14 protein-coding genes are annotated in these 16,304 nt (G+C 41.1%); 8 read left to right on the top strand and 6 right to left on the bottom strand.

Annotation, left to right across the window (positions count from 1 at the left end; translation table 11 throughout):
* The first annotated feature begins 44 nt into the window (after nucleotides 1-44).
* Nucleotides 45-2,030: a DNA topoisomerase III gene (locus Q7657_RS19210; RefSeq protein WP_107165412.1), complete on the top strand. Its 1,986-nt coding sequence runs from the start codon at nucleotides 45-47 to the stop codon at nucleotides 2,028-2,030.
* Nucleotides 2,031-2,096: 66 nt separating this feature from the next.
* On the opposite strand, the gene Q7657_RS19205 is transcribed toward Q7657_RS19210, so the two are convergent.
* Nucleotides 2,097-3,710 (bottom strand): sensor domain-containing diguanylate cyclase, encoded by a 1,614-nt coding sequence (locus tag Q7657_RS19205; protein WP_107165411.1) that lies wholly within the window; start codon nucleotides 3,708-3,710, stop codon nucleotides 2,097-2,099.
* A gap of 282 nt (nucleotides 3,711-3,992) precedes the next feature.
* Between Q7657_RS19205 and Q7657_RS19200 the strand changes: the two genes are divergently transcribed.
* Nucleotides 3,993-4,268: a hypothetical protein gene (locus tag Q7657_RS19200; RefSeq protein ID WP_107165410.1), complete on the top strand. Its 276-nt coding sequence runs from the start codon at nucleotides 3,993-3,995 to the stop codon at nucleotides 4,266-4,268.
* Nucleotides 4,269-4,320: 52 nt separating this feature from the next.
* Here Q7657_RS19200 and Q7657_RS19195 read toward each other — a convergent pair whose 3' ends face one another.
* Together Q7657_RS19195 and Q7657_RS19190 are read right to left on the bottom strand one after the other, a co-directional pair.
* Nucleotides 4,321-6,201, bottom strand: coding sequence for a DUF3413 domain-containing protein (locus tag Q7657_RS19195; RefSeq protein ID WP_107165409.1), 1,881 nt, complete (start codon nucleotides 6,199-6,201; stop codon nucleotides 4,321-4,323).
* A gap of 51 nt (nucleotides 6,202-6,252) precedes the next feature.
* The gene (locus tag Q7657_RS19190; RefSeq protein WP_023931626.1) at nucleotides 6,253-6,471 is read right to left on the bottom strand and encodes a YejL family protein; all 219 of its coding nucleotides are present in this window, start codon (nucleotides 6,469-6,471) and stop codon (nucleotides 6,253-6,255) included.
* A gap of 75 nt (nucleotides 6,472-6,546) precedes the next feature.
* On the opposite strand from Q7657_RS19190, the gene yejK reads away from it, so the two are divergent.
* Both yejK and Q7657_RS19180 read left to right on the top strand, forming a co-directional pair.
* Nucleotides 6,547-7,560 (top strand): nucleoid-associated protein YejK, encoded by a 1,014-nt coding sequence (gene yejK / locus Q7657_RS19185; RefSeq protein WP_023931627.1) that lies wholly within the window; start codon nucleotides 6,547-6,549, stop codon nucleotides 7,558-7,560.
* A gap of 311 nt (nucleotides 7,561-7,871) precedes the next feature.
* Nucleotides 7,872-8,240, top strand: coding sequence for a nitrous oxide-stimulated promoter family protein (locus Q7657_RS19180; protein WP_023931628.1), 369 nt, complete (start codon nucleotides 7,872-7,874; stop codon nucleotides 8,238-8,240).
* A gap of 137 nt (nucleotides 8,241-8,377) precedes the next feature.
* Here Q7657_RS19180 and Q7657_RS19175 read toward each other — a convergent pair whose 3' ends face one another.
* The 3 genes from Q7657_RS19175 to Q7657_RS19165 all read right to left on the bottom strand — a co-directional run bounded on the left by Q7657_RS19175 (nucleotide 8,378) and on the right by Q7657_RS19165 (nucleotide 10,822).
* The gene (locus Q7657_RS19175) at nucleotides 8,378-9,499 is read right to left on the bottom strand and encodes a M20 family metallopeptidase (protein ID WP_107165408.1); all 1,122 of its coding nucleotides are present in this window, start codon (nucleotides 9,497-9,499) and stop codon (nucleotides 8,378-8,380) included.
* Nucleotides 9,500-9,620: 121 nt separating this feature from the next.
* Nucleotides 9,621-10,082 (bottom strand): YjiG family protein, encoded by a 462-nt coding sequence (locus Q7657_RS19170; RefSeq protein ID WP_053986989.1) that lies wholly within the window; start codon nucleotides 10,080-10,082, stop codon nucleotides 9,621-9,623.
* Nucleotides 10,082-10,822, bottom strand: a complete 741-nt coding sequence (locus Q7657_RS19165; protein ID WP_053986988.1) for a nucleoside recognition domain-containing protein — start codon at nucleotides 10,820-10,822, stop codon at nucleotides 10,082-10,084. The genes Q7657_RS19170 and Q7657_RS19165 overlap by 1 nt, the downstream gene beginning before the upstream one ends.
* A 505-nt stretch (nucleotides 10,823-11,327) precedes the next feature.
* On the opposite strand from Q7657_RS19165, the gene urtA reads away from it, so the two are divergent.
* Genes urtA through urtD form a run of 4 tightly spaced genes read left to right on the top strand, consistent with a single transcriptional unit; the run spans nucleotide 11,328 to nucleotide 16,304 of the window.
* Nucleotides 11,328-12,611, top strand: coding sequence for an urea ABC transporter substrate-binding protein (gene urtA / locus Q7657_RS19160; protein ID WP_107165407.1), 1,284 nt, complete (start codon nucleotides 11,328-11,330; stop codon nucleotides 12,609-12,611).
* Between the two features lie 59 nt (nucleotides 12,612-12,670).
* Nucleotides 12,671-14,278: an urea ABC transporter permease subunit UrtB gene (gene urtB, locus Q7657_RS19155; RefSeq protein WP_107165406.1), complete on the top strand. Its 1,608-nt coding sequence runs from the start codon at nucleotides 12,671-12,673 to the stop codon at nucleotides 14,276-14,278.
* A 17-nt stretch (nucleotides 14,279-14,295) separates the two neighbouring features.
* On the top strand, nucleotides 14,296-15,456 hold the full coding sequence (gene urtC, locus Q7657_RS19150; RefSeq protein ID WP_107165405.1) for an urea ABC transporter permease subunit UrtC: 1,161 nt from the start codon (nucleotides 14,296-14,298) through the stop codon (nucleotides 15,454-15,456).
* Entirely contained in the window at nucleotides 15,453-16,304 is an 852-nt protein-coding gene (gene urtD / locus Q7657_RS19145) for an urea ABC transporter ATP-binding protein UrtD (protein WP_107165404.1), read from the top strand. Before urtC ends, urtD begins: the two co-directional genes overlap by 4 nt.

Here is a 16,304-nt window from a genome sequence, read left to right as displayed (position 1 = left end):
GGTAGAGTTTCGCCATTACTTTACTGTTAGATTTTAAGATCTCGATGAGCCGTTTATATATTGCTGAAAAACCCAGTCTAGGCAGAGCGATTGCTGCTGTATTGCCACGACCACATAAAAATCAGAATGGTTATATAGAAGTGGGAAATGGCGATATTGTCACTTGGTGTATTGGCCATTTATTAGAGCAAGTCGAGCCTGATGCTTATGATCCTCGTTATAAGAAATGGCATTTAGAGGATTTACCGATCATTCCTGAAAAGTGGCAGTTGATCCCGAGAAAAGCAGCGAAACAGCAATTAGCGGTGATTAAGAAATTAGCAAAATCTGCAACCGAAATTGTTCATGCAGGAGATCCTGATCGGGAAGGGCAGTTGCTGGTGGATGAGGTGATTGACTATGCCAAACTATCGGCCTCGAAAAAAAATGCGGCTCTGCGTTTGTTAATCTCTGATCTTAACCCAGCTGCGGTGAAAAAAGCGTTGTCATCGATGCGTAGTAATCATGATTTCGTGCCTTTGTCAGTCTCTGCGTTAGCTCGCTCTCGTGCCGATTGGCTTTATGGCATGAATATGACCCGTGCTTATACTTTGCTTGGTCAGAAAGGCGGTTATCGTGGCGTGTTATCGGTAGGTCGGGTACAAACGCCAATCCTTGGGTTAGTGGTTCGTCGTGATGATGAAATTGCTAACTTTGTGCCTAAGCCATTTTATGAAGTGTTTGCTTTAATTCCATATCAAGAGCAGGACATTCGTGCCCGTTGGATCCCGAGTAAAGCGTGCGAACCTTATCAAGATGAAGATGGGCGAGTACTTAGTCGTCAGCTTTGTGAAAACGTCGTTAGCCGAATTCGTGGGCAAGCGGCAGAAGTGACGGAATCTGAACGAAAAGAAACTAAACAAGCCGCACCGTTACCTTATTCATTATCGGCATTACAAATAGATGCGGCACGCCGCTTTAATATGAGTGCTGCGGATGTGCTTAGTACTTGTCAGTCGCTTTATGAAAAGCATAAAGTGATCACTTACCCACGTTCTGACTGTCGTTATTTACCTCTCGATCATTTTAAACAAGCAAGTGAGGTGTGCCGTGCGATCGCAAATACTGATAATAGTTTATCTAGTGCAGTATCAGGTGCTAATACCTCATTAAAATCAAAAGCCTGGAATGATAAAAAGGTCGATGCGCACCATGCGATTATTCCAACACCTAAGTCAGTGAATCCGCAAAGTTTGAGCCCAAGTGAAGCAAAGATTTATCAGTTAGTGGCAAGACAATATCTGATGCAGTTTTATCCGGCTGCTGTTTATGCTGAAGCTAAGTTAGTATTTACTATCGCCAATGGACAGTTTGTCGCAAAAGGTCGCCAATTAATGGATGCGGGCTGGCGTGTATTGCTGGGGCGTGATGATAAAGGTGACGATAACGATCTTGCTGATAAAGTACCGCCATTAACCAAAGGCACTGTGCTTACTTGTCGTGATGGTGAAATCAAAGACAAGATGACCGAGCCACCAAAAGCATTTACTGAAGCGACGTTATTACAAGCCATGACTGGTATTGCGCGGTTTGTTTCCGATCAATCATTGAAGAAAATTCTACGCGATACTGATGGCTTAGGCACTGAAGCGACACGTGCTGGGATTTTAGAAATTTTGTTTAAGCGTCAGTTATTACAACGTCAAGGTAAAACCATTCATGCAACCGAGGCGGGAAGGGGCTTGATTTATGCTTTACCCAATGAAGCAACGTATCCTGATATGACAGCACATTGGGAGCACCAACTGCAAGATATGGCAGATAAGAAATATGCGTATCAGCCGTTTATGGGGGCTTTGCAGCAGCAAGTGACAGCACTGATGGATAAGGTGAAAGTCTCTGAGGTGCCACAAAGTTTACGTGATTTAAAATCACCAGAATGGACAAAAACAGCGGCAAAACGTCGATATAGTAAGAAAGGAGCCAGTACGAAATCCAATAGTGCTTCTACTGGTAAAACAACACGAAAACGTAAGCCTAAATCTGAATAAACATGAATAGTAAAGTGACTACTTACACTAGTAATGGTAATAGTAAGTAGTCACTTATTTATTGGGTTACAACAGCAGACGATAGCAGTTTCTACCCTCACCTTTAGCACGATATAGGGCTTTATCAGCCGTGTTAAAGAGTATTTTATAGTCACTACCTTGGGTTGGGATAGTTGTACTGACACCAATACTTAACGTCACGATAGGCTCAGTACGATCATTATTATTATGAGGAAATGGCAACGCCATATCATGCATGGCTTTTAATATTTTCTTTGCAGCGAACACTGCAGCTTTGCTGTCTTGCCCTGGTAGTAATAGTACAAACTCTTCCCCACCAAAACGTGCAAATAAAGAGCCAGCTCTACGTTCTATATTAGCCAGCCCATTGGCGATTTTCTTTAAACAGAGATCACCGGCATCATGGCCGAGGTGGTCGTTATATTGTTTAAAGTGGTCAATATCCAAAATCAATAATGAAATAGGTAATTGATGGCGTTCAGCACGTCGCCATTCATCGACAATAGCTTCATCAAAAACACGACGGTTAGCAATGTTGGTGAGTGGATCAAGCCGTGACATTTTTTCTAGCATTTTATTGACGTCATTCAGTTCTTGCGTGCGTGTAAGTACTCGCTTTTCAAGATCTTTATTTAGACGCTTTAAACGATCTTCTGCTTGATGACGAACAAGATGCTGAGAAATAATAAAGCCATACTGTTTTAATAGCTGGTGGTGATAGCTTCTAAATGGGCGTCCAGTGAGTAAGTTATCACAGGCAATCCAACCAATAGGGGTATCTTCATCCCATAAGGCAATATAGGCACTCCAGCCAAAGCCGACTTGCTTTAAGTCGTGAAATAAAGGCGTATTTTCTTGAATCGCAATATATTCTTTTTCTTTAAGAGTGCGGGCGGCATACCATTGATTCGGGATCACCGATTCAAAATAATATTCATCGGTAGTATTTCCTGCAATATCAGTCCCATAGGTACCATGCATATGATGTTTTTCATCAAATAAAAATACTGCCATACGGTCAATTTCAAGTTGCTTTTTGCCTTCATCGACTGCGATAAACAGCATCTCTTTGATGGATTTTGTACGCCATAGCATAAATGAAATACTGTGCATGGCTTGCAACTGTTCAAGTAGTAGACCTTGTTCATGCTGGCTATTTTTTAATTCCTGCTCAACATGGCGACGGTTACTATGTTCACTTTTTATGGTCTGTGATAGCAGATCAGCATCAATTTCTGAGGCTAGTAATGTCCGTAATTGCCCTAGAGCTTGAAGATCAACTTTAGCGGCATGGGGGAAATCAATCAGTAGCCAACCAATGCGCTGTTCACGGCGAAACAGCGGTAGCCAAGCCCGATGAAAATCGTTACTAGAGGAAATAAAAGGTTGTTTATTGTCTTGTTCAGTAATGGTGTTGTAAATATCAGGGTGAGTATCTTCGTTAATGGTGACAGGAGGGAAACTGTATTGGATACCTGTTTCATTTAACTGCAGTAATGAGTGCCACTGTCCTTTGTAGGCAACGATGATCTGACAATGCTGGATATCAAAAAACTCCATGAGATTGCGACAAGTCAATTCACAGATAGTACGTAAACTATGGGCATTTCCCCATTGTTCCGTTATGTTTTTATAAAAAAGATCAACGTGCTTTTTCATTCCAAGGTTAATTCCAACTAAGCCTAACTTTAATGTTTAAATTATTTTTAATATTTATAACACCTTATATTTTAACTACTCATTGATAAATAGGCGCGATATAACCCACAAAAATGTGTTGATATTCAAATTAACCATCAGAAATGGGATCCAGATTAATATTCATAGTCTTATTTTTAAGAATGAGAATTTAGCTAGCGTTCTATTATGTAATGAGTAAAACATATATTCCGCTACTACATGAATGTGAAATAAGAATAAAAGGGAAATGGAGAGCGAATAATGAAATATGGTGTGGTTTGCTGCTATTTATTATCTATTTTTCTTTTAATAGGATGTTCGACGAGTCGACATAAACAATTATCAGAGCTTGGTTTTACTCGTCATTATCTCGATGGTTATCAAGATGGTTGCCATAGTCGAACCTTAGATGAAATGACTTATTCAGAAGGATTTAGGCGCGATCCAGAGCGGATGGCAATGAAAGGAAAATATGCCAATGGTTGGAACGATGGCTTTGAACATTGCTATAACGATGAAAGAGATGACTATCATTAAAAATAAAAAGCAGCAATAAATGCTGCTTTTTATTTAATTTACCGATAAAAGATTAATTATTTTTTTCGTATGGCTTTGGCTCATAAAAACGTTTTAATTCGTTCATTACTTGCATTAGCGTTGATAGTTTTGGTTTACCTTCATCTTTTAGCTGGTAATTATTATCGTAAACGTTGTAATTACCATATTTATCAACTACCGTCGTTTGTTTCTTCTGTACTACAACGATGTCATCATCATTACCCGCTAAGATCCAGCGGCGATCATTATTTTGATCAAATAAACTTACACCAGAGCTGTAATTTGATGGTGCAGTCGCAACATTTAATAGCGACTCCATTAATGTTGGTACTACATCCAAGTTACTGGTTAGGCGTGTGACATCTTGTGCAGCATGATCTGGCCAGTGAATGATTAATGGCACTTTAATTTGGTACTTGCTGTAGTTACTGCCAGAGCCCCAAGTATTGTTACCCGTTTCATTAAACTCAGTGCCATGGTTAGAAGCAATCACAACAATGGTATTGTCTAATACGCCTTTAGCTTCAAGATCAGCAAAAACACGACCAAGCATTTCATCAATGTGGAAAGCGGCATTACGGTAACTGTTTTTCAGAAGTAACGTTGAATCAACCCCTTTCTCATTAATGGCATTACTGCCTAAAGACGGAGTGAAGCGAGGCTTATAATGCTCACCTTCTTTAAATTGCTGTACTGAAGTCAATTCAAGGAAACTAAACCAAGGTTGACCAATCTTTTGTTTAACAAGCCAGTGTTGCCAATCTTTAAGCGCATGGGCATCGCTTGGCACTTGATCTGGGTGCTCAGAGTCAGTTGTGGCTAGCTTAGTATTGGCAAAAATAGCTTCACGGTAAATTGGCAGCTCAAAATTCTCACCACTGAATAACCCAAAGTGGTAGCCACGGTTTTGTAGCGTGTTGAGTAAAATCGGTGATTTATTTTCAGCTCGGATACTATTGGCATAGCCACTTGGTAGACCATAAAGTAAACCAAAGACACCTGTTGAATCACTGTTACTTGAACTGTAATTGTCTGTGAAATCAAGGTTTTGATCGGCAAACGCAGACAGGTTTGGCATCACCATTGGGGTGATCATGTCACTGCGTAGGCTATCAACCATAATGATCATCAGGTTTTGACCTGTTCCTTGATCATTAAAGCTGAGTTTTTGAATCGGGTAGCGAACTAATTCGCTGTTCTTTACGCCTTGCTCTGCACGACGCTTAGTGTATTCCTGTCGGTCTAACAAACCATGCTTTTCCATGAAGGTTTTTGCCGTCATCGGATAAGAGAACGGGAAGTTAGAGCGTTGCATTGTCACTGGACGGTATAAGTTAGCATCCGCCCAGATATAAATAAGGTGGCTACCTAGAAAGCAAACGCCGAAAACAAAAGCGATAGGACCGCCGACATGTTTGCGTGTTAGCTTTCTAAGTTTGCGCCATACCCACTCAGAGCACATTAACTCTAAGAGGAAGATGACTGGTACGACGACAAATAGGTACTGCCAGCGCGCATTTAATTCTGTTTTATCGCCACTCAACAGTAAGTCCCAGACCAGTGGGCTTAAATGGAGATCAACGCTTTGGTACGCATAGGTATCAAGCAGTAGGGCGGTTAAACCAACAGTGGCAACGAGTACACCAAATAAACGCATTAAGCGTTGTGATGGGATCAGGAAGCTTGCTGGAAATATAATGAGAATATAAATGCCAAAAACAAGAAATCCAAAGTGACCAACCCAACTTAACAAAAGGTAAAGTTGTCCGATCAAGGTTGCAGGCCAGTCTGAATGTGTAATATATCGCGTACCCAATAGCATGGCTGCGATGATATTAAAGAAACTGAACCAATGTCCCCAGCTAATCAGCTGTGAGACTTTCTCTTTGTAGGTATTTCCGCTGGCGACCATAAATGTCAATTCTTCTCAGTCTTCAATGCAAGTTTAATCAGGTGATTAAACTTAGTCTTTTTTAATTGAGGTCTGCAGAGCTTTAGCAAATTTTTCTGCAATCACTGCACGTTGAGCAGCTGGCACGTTAGCGTTAATGATATTAGTCGCAATATCACCAACTACCATTAGTGCTAGTTCTGGCGAAGTTTGATGTTTTTCAAGTACATCGAACACGTCATCAATAATTTGTTCAACTTGTTTATTTGTGTATTTTGAAGTAATTGGCATAAGAAATCTTGTTTAATGTTTACGTAAGCGACTTATGATAACCTAGAGTTCAGTTTTCTTGAAAACCTTTTCATTATGAGCCTTACACTTTCTAATGTCATTCTTCATCAATTGACAAAAAACGACCAAGATGAACTAGAAATACATCTTAGAAATCAGACACTAGAGAACGATGCATCGACAGAAGATCTCGTGGCTGAACTTAACCGCATTTACAGTAGTAAAGGTGCGAAAGGTTTTGCACTTTTTGCTCAAGACAGTGAATTTTCCCATTGGTTAAAGCAATTTCGTCAAGGTGAGTTAGATTTTCTGACTTTTTCTAATATGTCAGCGAAGCGCTTACAAACCGAATTGGCGAAATATCCATTTGCGGAAGCGGGCACAATTGTCATGGCAGAGTATCAGTCACTAGCAACTGATTATCTGTTTATCGGTATGTTGCCAACTTGCCACAGCATGAAGGTAACTGAGCAGCTAAGTATCAGCGTGACCGATTACCTTGATATCGCGAAAATGGATATTGTGGCACGTATCGACTTGTCATCATGGGAAACCGATCCAGAATCGAAACGTTACCTTACTTTTATTAAAGGTCGAGTAGGTCGTAAGATTGCCGATTTCTTCTTAGATTTCATGCAAGCAGATGTTGGCTTGGACGTGAAAGAGCAGAACCAAGTACTGATGCAGGCGGTTGAAGATTTCTGCGCGGATTCTCGTTTAGATAAAGAAGAAAAGCAGCAATACCGTAAGCAAGTTTACGATTACTGTAATAGTCAGCTACAAGCAGGTGATGAAGTTACGGTTAAAGAGCTTGCAAGTGAACTGCCTACTTCTGATGATGGGACTAACTTCTATGAATTTACCTCTAAACAAGGTTATGAGTTAGAAGAAAGTTTCCCTGCCGATCGTACTGCAATGCGTAAACTGACCAAATTTGTGGGTTCTGGCGGTGGTATGACGTTGAACTTTGACAGCATGTTGTTAGGTGAGCGCATTTTCTACGATGCTGAAACCGATACCTTAACCATTAAAGGTACGCCACCGAACTTAAAAGATCAGTTATTACGTCGTTTAAATTCGGATAACTAATCATTTAAACGGCTTGTCCGTAATCAGTAACAACGATTAAATACTTATGGCCTTGATTGTGTGCTTTCACTATTGATGAAAGTAAAGCAGTCAGGGCTATTTTTTATCTGTTATAAAGCTTAAAAACGCTGCTAATGAAATGTTTTTTATTTGGTACGCTGTGTTATAAAATATCGAACAATGTATTAAAGATCGCGTTTTAATCAATCTTGATAGGCTTGTTTCGTTATTTGCTCATATAGATAGGATTATTTTTAAAAATTGATCTTTATCATTGGATCTTGCAACGTCCGGTGGATAATAACCGCACTATGATAGTTCAAAACAATCATTCAGTTCGTTCGCAACGTGAACTGAACGCAGTGAAAGCGATGATTCGCCTATATTGTAAAACGTTGCACCGTGGGGCAATTATTTGCCCTGAATGTGAAAGTCTTATCGAGTATGTTGAAGAACGTGTTAGCGGTTGTCGGTTAGGTGAGGATAAACCTAGCTGTTCGCATTGTATTGGGCATTGCTATCAATCGGCTAAGCGTTTACAGATGATCCATGTATTGCGTTGGACGTTTCCACGTTACTTATGGCGTCATCCAATCCGGGCGTTACAATTTAAATTAGACAATTTACACAGTGCCCAGATGTCAGCAGGAAAAGCGGAGATCTTTACGAAAACGGGTTAGATCAGCGACGATTTAACACGGAAAATATGAACAGATGTTTTGTGCTCTGATCTGTAGGTTTACCTATCAAAGACAGAGAAAAGAAAGGCTGCATGATGCAGCCTTTCGTTGTTTTACATGCCAGTTTTAATCATTGCTTACGCAGCGAGTTTTTCTAAGATACGTTGCAGTAAACGAATACGAGGTTCAATTGAAGCCAGATCTAGCCACTCGTCTGCACTGTGGAAACCTGCACCAATAGGACCTAAACCATCTAATGTTGGTACGCCTAGTACTGCAGTTAGGTTAGCGTCAGATCCGCCACCTACCGCTTGCCACGTAATATCAATACCTAAGTCTTTACCGATTGCTTCAACTTGTGCCATTAATTGCTCGGTCTGTGGGCTTGGTACCATTGATGGTTTATGTGCTTCACGTTCAGCAACCACTTTTACATCAGCAGTAAATGGCGTTTCACATAGTGCACGAATTTTTTTATCTGCTGCTGCGTATTCATCGTTATCCCAAAAACGAACATCAACAATGGCTTCGGCAAAATCAGGTACGATGTTTGCGCCAGCACCACCTTTTACCACGCCTACGTTGAAAGTGGTGCCTGATTCAAAGTTAGTGAGTTCATTAATCGCAATGATCCAATGTGCCATTTCACTGATTGCACTACGACCATTTTCAGGCTCGTTACCCGCATGCGCAGCTTTACCGTGGAAACCTAAACGGTAACGTGCCATACCCTTACGCGCTTTAACTAATGAGCCATCAGCACGTGCAGCTTCTGCTACAAAAACGTGTTTTGCATTCACAGCTACGCTTTTTAGCCATGCTTCAGAATGTAATGAGCCAATTTCCTCATCTGGGTTCATACATACACAGATAGATAGTTTATCTAATGTTGTTTGCTCTAAACTACGCAGCGCATAAAGGATATTTAATAGGCCAGATTTCATATCTGAAACCCCAGGACCATAGGCTTTGGATTCATCGGTTGTCATTGGACGAGCGGCAGCAGTGCCGACTGGGAAAACGGTATCCATATGACCGATTAGCATCGCATCAATATGCTCAGCTTCTGGTTTGTTACGAATTTCTAAACCGGTACCTGCGATACCACAATCAATACGCTTAATGTGCCAGCCAAGATCTTGGTATTTCTGTGCCATGGTATCAGCGATAAAGTTGATGCCTTCAACGGTTAGGGTGCCACAATCAACGTTAATTAAAGGGCGTAGCTCTTCTAAGTAAGAATCAAGACAAAAAGACATAATCAGCTCCGAGTTGCGTCGATGCAGAAAACAGCATCAATGCAGAAATCAAAAGAAGTGGTGTTCGCTTATGATGAAAAGCATTTGCCGTGAGCAAGTACTCACGGCAATGAGAAAGGGCTTATACCAAGATGTTCATCACGAACATGGCAGCAAAAGCATTCAGTACAGAAATCGCAATCATTACAGGAATGTAGCGACCTTCAGTACCAATAGGACCCATGATGCGGCCCATGTACTGAACTTGTGAACCCATTAGGTAGATAGCTGGTGCTAAAATTGCGATGTGTTCGCCCGTTAAAATACCTTGGTCAAACAGGGTGATCACCACACCGACAGCGCCGCCCATTGACATCCATGCGCCAATCAGTACTGCTGCGGCTTCACCGGGTAGGCCAAATACTGCCATGATTGGTGAGAACAGTGTGCCCATCGCATCAAGTGCGCCAGTGATTTGCAGCGCTTTGATGATCACAAATGCCATTAGGACATTAGGAACCGTTGAAGTGGTTGCAATTACCCAGCCTTTTTTAGCGCCTTCAACGAAAATGTCCGTCACCATCGGTTTCTTTGCTGTAGTCATTATGCGTTCTCCTGACTGATCACATTTTTCTGGTTGTCTTTACCATCTTTATCTTCTTTACCTTCAGTGATGTTGAGGTAAACACGGAAAATATTGGCGCCTACGAATTTGAAGATAAACATGACAGCAACAGCAAGGCCTAGCGATGAAGTAACAGCTAACTCACCTGAGGCATAGGTTAAGGTAAATAGCACCGCACCAGATGAGAAGAAGTTAACAATTGTTGCACCAGCTGAGAATTGGAACATGGTAAAGACGTCGGTTTCTCGTTTGGTTAGGTGACCTTCATCTTTTAATTGACGTGTCATTGCCGCACCCGCATCGGTACTTTGTAGTGAAGCAATAAGTGCTAGACCTGAGTTGCCAGGGATCCCCATTAAAGGACGAAGTAATGGTGTTAATAGCTTACGAGCGGCATCTAAAGCACCGTAGTGTTCAAGTACATTGATCATACCAAGTGCGAACATGACTGTTGGGATCAGGGTTAGGGCGAATAAGAAACCGTCACGCGCGCCACTACCGCCTTTACCACGTAGAGACGTTGATGCTGTTTCAATGCCTTCTGCCGTTTGGTCAACAGAATACACAACGCTACCAAAAGAGCCGTTTAAGGTGGTGAAGTCAAATACACCGTACCATTGGTTCGATTGAAGTAAGCCTGAGAAGAAAACAACCGCAAAGGCGAGGGCAAGGTAGCTGCCAACCGTAACTTTACGGCCTTCTGTAGCATTATTGCTCATAGCTATAAGTCCTTTATATGGAGAGGAAAAAATGTGATATCGATAGAAAGTCGATAATCATTCCGCAATGAACGTGAATCCGTTTTACATCTGGCGTTAAATATTGCGTGAGCCGTATTTTCATTAAAAATCACGGTTCGATGTTGATTGAGATCAACTTCAATATTTGAAAGCTAAGATTGCTAAATATGTATGTTTGTATTTGTGATCTTGCTCATCATTAATGATTTATGACAAATAATGATGATATGTAACTGTATTTATATGGGTGTAATGAGGTGTAAATAGGCGGATATGTTGTATTTTGTACTTTTTATCATTATAGGAACGCACAGTTATGGTGATGATGAAGAATAACTGCACAAGAATTGAGCATTTAACAATATTATCAGTATTGTGGGTTATTTATTCTCTTTAGGAATCAATGGGTTGTTTTAATAATTAAAACAAGGGGAGTTGGTACGCTTCTTGGACAGTAGATAGTGTTTATTACAAGGAGCATATTATGAAGAAGAAGCTGATCAATCTAACGGCATTATCTGTTCTAGCGTTACTTTCTCAACCATTATGGGCTGCTGAAGACACGATTAAAGTCGGCGTCCTTCATTCTTTATCAGGTACGATGGCTATCAGTGAAACCACCTTAAAAGACACGGTATTAATGTTGGTGGATGAACAAAATAAAAAAGGGGGATTACTGGGTAAAAAGTTAGAAGCAGTCGTAGTTGATCCTGCCTCTAATTGGCCTCTTTTTGCGGAAAAAGCTCGTGAACTGATTGAAAAAGAAAAAGTGGATGTGGTGTTTGGTGGCTGGACATCGGTATCTCGTAAATCCATGTTACCGGTGTTTGAAGAGTTTAATAGTATATTGTTCTATCCGGTGCAATATGAAGGTGAAGAGTCTTCGAAAAACGTATTTTATACTGGCGCAGCACCTAACCAACAAGCGGTACCTGCCGTTGATTATCTGATGAAAGAGTTGGAAATTGAGCGTTGGGTATTGGCTGGCACTGATTATGTTTATCCTCGTACCACCAACAAAATTCTTGAAGCTTATTTGAAAAGTAAAGGTGTCAAAGCGGCAGATATAATGATCAACTATACGCCGTTTGGTCACTCTGACTGGCAGTCTATTGTTTCTGATATTAAGAAGTTCGGTGCCGAAGGAAAGAGAACGGCCGTTATTTCAACTGTTAATGGTGATGCCAATGTACCATTTTATAAAGAGCTAGGCGCGCAAGGTGTGAGCTCAGAAGATATTCCTGTAATCGCTTTCTCGGTGGGTGAAGAAGAGTTATCTGGGATGGATACCTCGCCATTGGTTGGTCATCTTGCCGCATGGAATTATTTCATGAGTGTCGATACGGCTCAGAATAGTCAGTTTATTGAAACATGGCAGAAATTTATTAAAAACAAAGCGCGTGTGACTAACGATCCAATGGAAGCACACTACATTGGTTTTAATATGTGGGTAAAAGCTGTAACGAATGCAGGTACAACGGATCCTGAAGCTGTGCAAGATGCTTTAATTGGCGTATCAGTGCCTAACCTTTCTGGTGGTTACTCGACGATGCTGCCGAATCATCACATAACAAAGCCTGTGCTGATTGGTGAAATTCAAGATAATGGTCAATTTGAAGTGGTATGGGAAACCGCAGGTTTAGTCAATGGTGATGCGTGGTCAAATTATCTTCCAGGCTCTCGCGATTTGTATTCAAGTTGGAGTAAACCTTTCTCATGCGGTAGCTACAATGTGATTGAGAAAAAATGTTCTGGTAGTGCTAATTAATCTCAATAGTAAAGCCCCTTTGTCGAGGGGCTTTTTCTCTTAAATCAGGGATGTATATTATGCGGCTTCGAATATTTATCTTAATAATTGCGACAATAATGATGTCGCATTCTGTTGTTTTTGCTACTCCCATTGATTCTTATTCTTCATTTGTTTCAACATTAACAGTAAAAAAAACAGTTCAAAAAATAAAAGCCATTGAGTGGCTAGTAAATAATGAAAACACTCAACAAAGTGAAAAAATATTAACGGCTTGGCTTAATGGTAAATTGTATATTGAGAAAAAATCAGAGTTACTATTTATTATTTCTGATTTAAACAAAGGAAATAATGCAATAGCGATTGATAATAGCCAAACTGTTATTATAGAAAATAAACAACATTATCAAAAAATTCGGGTCAATAATAAGCTGAGAAAAGAAATCAGTACTCAACTTGCGTTATTAGGCTTATCTAGTTCAGACCAACAACAACGTTATCAATCTGCTCTTTCATTAGTGGGAGAGCTAACTTCTGAACGTTATCAAAAAATGCGGGCGTTTTATGAAAATGAGCAGCAACAGAAGGTGAAAAATATCGCCTTACTTGCGCTAGCAACTTATCAAGCTAAACATGCAAGTGGACAAGCTCAAATCGATGCGATTAATACCATTAGCCAGTATAAAAACCCCGTCGTTTATCAAACATTGAACGCATTGCAAAAACAAAAGTTAGAACCTAAGACCGCACAGGCGGTGCAAATAGGGCTTGATACATATCAGCAGCAGCAACGCTTCTATGCTGGTATTGAAACGATCTTTTTTGGCCTAAGCTTAGGCTCGGTATTGGTATTGGCAGGGATTGGTTTAGCGATCACCTTTGGGGTCATGGGCGTGATTAACATGGCGCATGGTGAGCTGATAATGATAGGTGCCTACACCACATATGTTATTCAGCAATTATTGCCACAGCATTTAGCACTGGCTTTACTGTTATCTATTCCTGCTGCCTTTATTGTCTCAGGTCTGGTAGGGATCATTATCGAACGCATGGTGATCCGCCATTTATACGGACGGGCGTTGGAAACCTTATTAGCGACTTTTGGGATAAGCCTCATTTTACAGCAAGCGGTGCGTAGTATTTTTTCACCATTGAATCGCTCCGTAAGCACACCTGAGTTTATGTCGGGGGCATTAACGATTAACCCGATGTTAATGATCACTTATAACCGACTGTATATATTGATCTTTTGCTTTGCAGTGTTCATTGCGCTGCTGATGGTATTAAGAAAAACCGCACTAGGGTTACAAGTACGGGCGGTATCGCAGAACCGTCCGATGGCAAAAGCGATGGGGATCCGTTCTGAAAGGGTTGATGCGCTGACCTTTGGACTTGGCTCTGGCGTTGCAGGTATCGCAGGTGTCGCTTTATCTCAACTCACTAATGTTGGCCCGAATATGGGGCAAAGCTACATCATCGATTCATTCATGGTGGTGGTGTTTGGTGGGGTTGGAAATATTTGGGGTACATTAGTGGCAGGATTAAGCTTAGGGATCTTTAATAAAGTATTAGAGCCATGGGCGGGGGCCGTTTTAGCCAAAATATTGATCCTCATCTTTATTATTTTATTTATACAAAAACGTCCGAAAGGATTATTTCCTCAACGTGGTCGAGCTGCAGAAGGTTAATTAGCTAAGGAGTTGCTATGTACCGTCGAACGTTATTAGAGAAAGGCTCATTATTTGCTCAAGATAAAGGTGGAAAAGTAACGCTGATTATATTATTGATAGTGTTATTCATTATTCCTCTTTGTAATTTGTGGTTGCCAGAATCACACCCGCTACATATCGAAACCTTTACCGTTTCATTATTAGGTAAATATTTAAGTTTTGCGTTATTAGCCCTCGCGGTCGATTTGGTTTGGGGGTATTTAGGCATATTAAGTTTAGGGCACGGTGCATTTTTCGCATTAGGTGGCTATGCCATGGGGATGTATTTAATGCGTCAAATTGGCGAGCGAGGGGTATATGGTCACCCTGTGCTACCTGACTTTATGGTGTTTTTAAATTGGTCTGAATTGCCGTGGTTTTGGTATGGATTCGATTCGTTTCTTTTTACTTGTTTGATGATTGTGTTAGCACCTGGGTTACTCGCCTATGTGTTTGGCACACTTGCCTTTCGTTCACGGGTCTCTGGGGTGTATTTATCTATCATGACCCAAGCACTTACCTATGCGTTGATGTTGGCGTTTTTCCGTAATGAAATGGGTTTTGGCGGGAATAACGGTTTAACGGATTTTAAAGATATTCTCGGCTTTAGCCTGCAAAGTGATGCCACCAAAGTCATGCTGTTTGTAGCAACAACTGTAGCGTTAATGCTGGCTTATTGTTTATGCCGTTATGTCATTAATAGTCGACTTGGACGGGTTGCAATGGCGATTCGAGATACCGAGCAACGCACTCGTTTTATGGGGTATGACGTCGATAACATCAAGCTATGGTTATTTGTTTTATCGGCTGTGTTAGCCGGTATTGCAGGTGCTTTATATGTGCCTCAAGTAGGGATCATTAATCCCGGTGAGTTTTCACCACTTAACTCGATTGAAATCGTGGTATGGGTCGCCTTAGGTGGACGTGCCACCTTGTATGGTGCGGTAGTGGGTGCCTTATTGGTGAATTATGCGAAGAGTTGGTTCACCGTTGAACTGCCCGAAGTGTGGTTATTTGCACTTGGGGCGTTATTTGTTCTATCGACGCTATATCTACCTAAAGGGGTGATAGGCGTGTTCTCTCAGCGTTCGTGGCGTTTTTCTTGCTTACCCACGTTACGCCATCTTAAGCGCTACTTTATGGAGGTGAAATCATGAGTGCGTTATCGAAGATCTTGCCTTTAAGCTCCACCTTTCAAGCCCTAACTGAGCGAGAGAAAGTGTTTCAGTTCATGCAAACTCAGCAGCATCCGCTAGTTAATACCAAGCATAATATTTTGCTTTACCTTGAAGGGGTGAATAAATCATTTGATGGATTTAAAGCAATTGATGAGCTGAATCTTTATATCAAAGAAGGCGAGCTACGCTGCATTATTGGTCCTAATGGGGCGGGTAAAACTACCATGATGGACATTATTACAGGCAAAACCAAGCCAGATTCAGGACAAGTATGGTTAGGCTCTTCACTTAATTTACTCACTATGTCAGAAGCTGAAATTGCCAATGCAGGGATTGGCCGTAAGTTTCAAAAGCCCACTGTTATTGAGTGTTTATCGGTATGGCATAACCTTGAACTGGCGATGTCGGGTGAGCGAAAAGTGTGGCAGTTGCTTAAAGCTAAATTAAATAGCGAGCAAAGAGATACCCTGGAATCGGTATTAGCTTTAATCCATCTTCAAGAGGAGAAAGATAACTTAGCGGGGAATCTGTCTCATGGGCAAAAACAGTGGCTAGAAATCGGTATGTTGCTGATGCAAAGCCCTAAATTATTATTGGTTGATGAGCCAGTGGCTGGTATGACTCATCAAGAAATGGATCGAACTGCGGAATTGCTCCATAGCCTTGCAGGTAAACATTCGGTGGTTGTGGTTGAGCATGATATGGATTTTGTTCGCTCTATTGCCAGCCATGTCACGGTCATGCATCAAGGTGGGATCTTAGCCGAAGGCACCATGGCGCAGGTGCAATCTGATCCTGAGGTCATTCAAGTCTATTTAGGGGAATGA

This window comes from Candidatus Photobacterium acropomis (assembly GCF_030685555.1).
GTDB classification, from domain to species: domain Bacteria; phylum Pseudomonadota; class Gammaproteobacteria; order Enterobacterales; family Vibrionaceae; genus Photobacterium; species Photobacterium lucens.
Note: the sequence above shows the minus strand (reverse complement) of the source record. Positions and strands in the feature narration are given on the sequence as shown.

Bases quoted from the DNA above. Each gene is read 5' to 3' on its own strand.
- Q7657_RS19165 (WP_053986988.1), bottom strand. From the start codon at position 10,822: ATGAGCAATAATGCTACAGAAGGCCGTAAAGTTACGGTTGGCAGCTAC.
- Q7657_RS19190 (WP_023931626.1), bottom strand. From the start codon at position 6,471: ATGCCAATTACTTCAAAATACACAAATAAACAAGTTGAACAAATTATT.
- urtA (WP_107165407.1), top strand. From the start codon at position 11,328: ATGAAGAAGAAGCTGATCAATCTAACGGCATTATCTGTTCTAGCGTTA.
- Q7657_RS19205 (WP_107165411.1), bottom strand. From the start codon at position 3,710: ATGAAAAAGCACGTTGATCTTTTTTATAAAAACATAACGGAACAATGG.
- urtC (WP_107165405.1), top strand. From the start codon at position 14,296: ATGTACCGTCGAACGTTATTAGAGAAAGGCTCATTATTTGCTCAAGAT.
- Q7657_RS19170 (WP_053986989.1), bottom strand. From the start codon at position 10,082: ATGACTACAGCAAAGAAACCGATGGTGACGGACATTTTCGTTGAAGGC.
- Q7657_RS19210 (WP_107165412.1), top strand. From the start codon at position 45: ATGAGCCGTTTATATATTGCTGAAAAACCCAGTCTAGGCAGAGCGATT.
- urtB (WP_107165406.1), top strand. From the start codon at position 12,671: ATGCGGCTTCGAATATTTATCTTAATAATTGCGACAATAATGATGTCG.
- urtD (WP_107165404.1), top strand. From the start codon at position 15,453: ATGAGTGCGTTATCGAAGATCTTGCCTTTAAGCTCCACCTTTCAAGCC.
- Q7657_RS19200 (WP_107165410.1), top strand. From the start codon at position 3,993: ATGAAATATGGTGTGGTTTGCTGCTATTTATTATCTATTTTTCTTTTA.
- yejK (WP_023931627.1), top strand. From the start codon at position 6,547: ATGAGCCTTACACTTTCTAATGTCATTCTTCATCAATTGACAAAAAAC.
- Q7657_RS19195 (WP_107165409.1), bottom strand. From the start codon at position 6,201: ATGGTCGCCAGCGGAAATACCTACAAAGAGAAAGTCTCACAGCTGATT.
- Q7657_RS19180 (WP_023931628.1), top strand. From the start codon at position 7,872: ATGATAGTTCAAAACAATCATTCAGTTCGTTCGCAACGTGAACTGAAC.
- Q7657_RS19175 (WP_107165408.1), bottom strand. From the start codon at position 9,499: ATGTCTTTTTGTCTTGATTCTTACTTAGAAGAGCTACGCCCTTTAATT.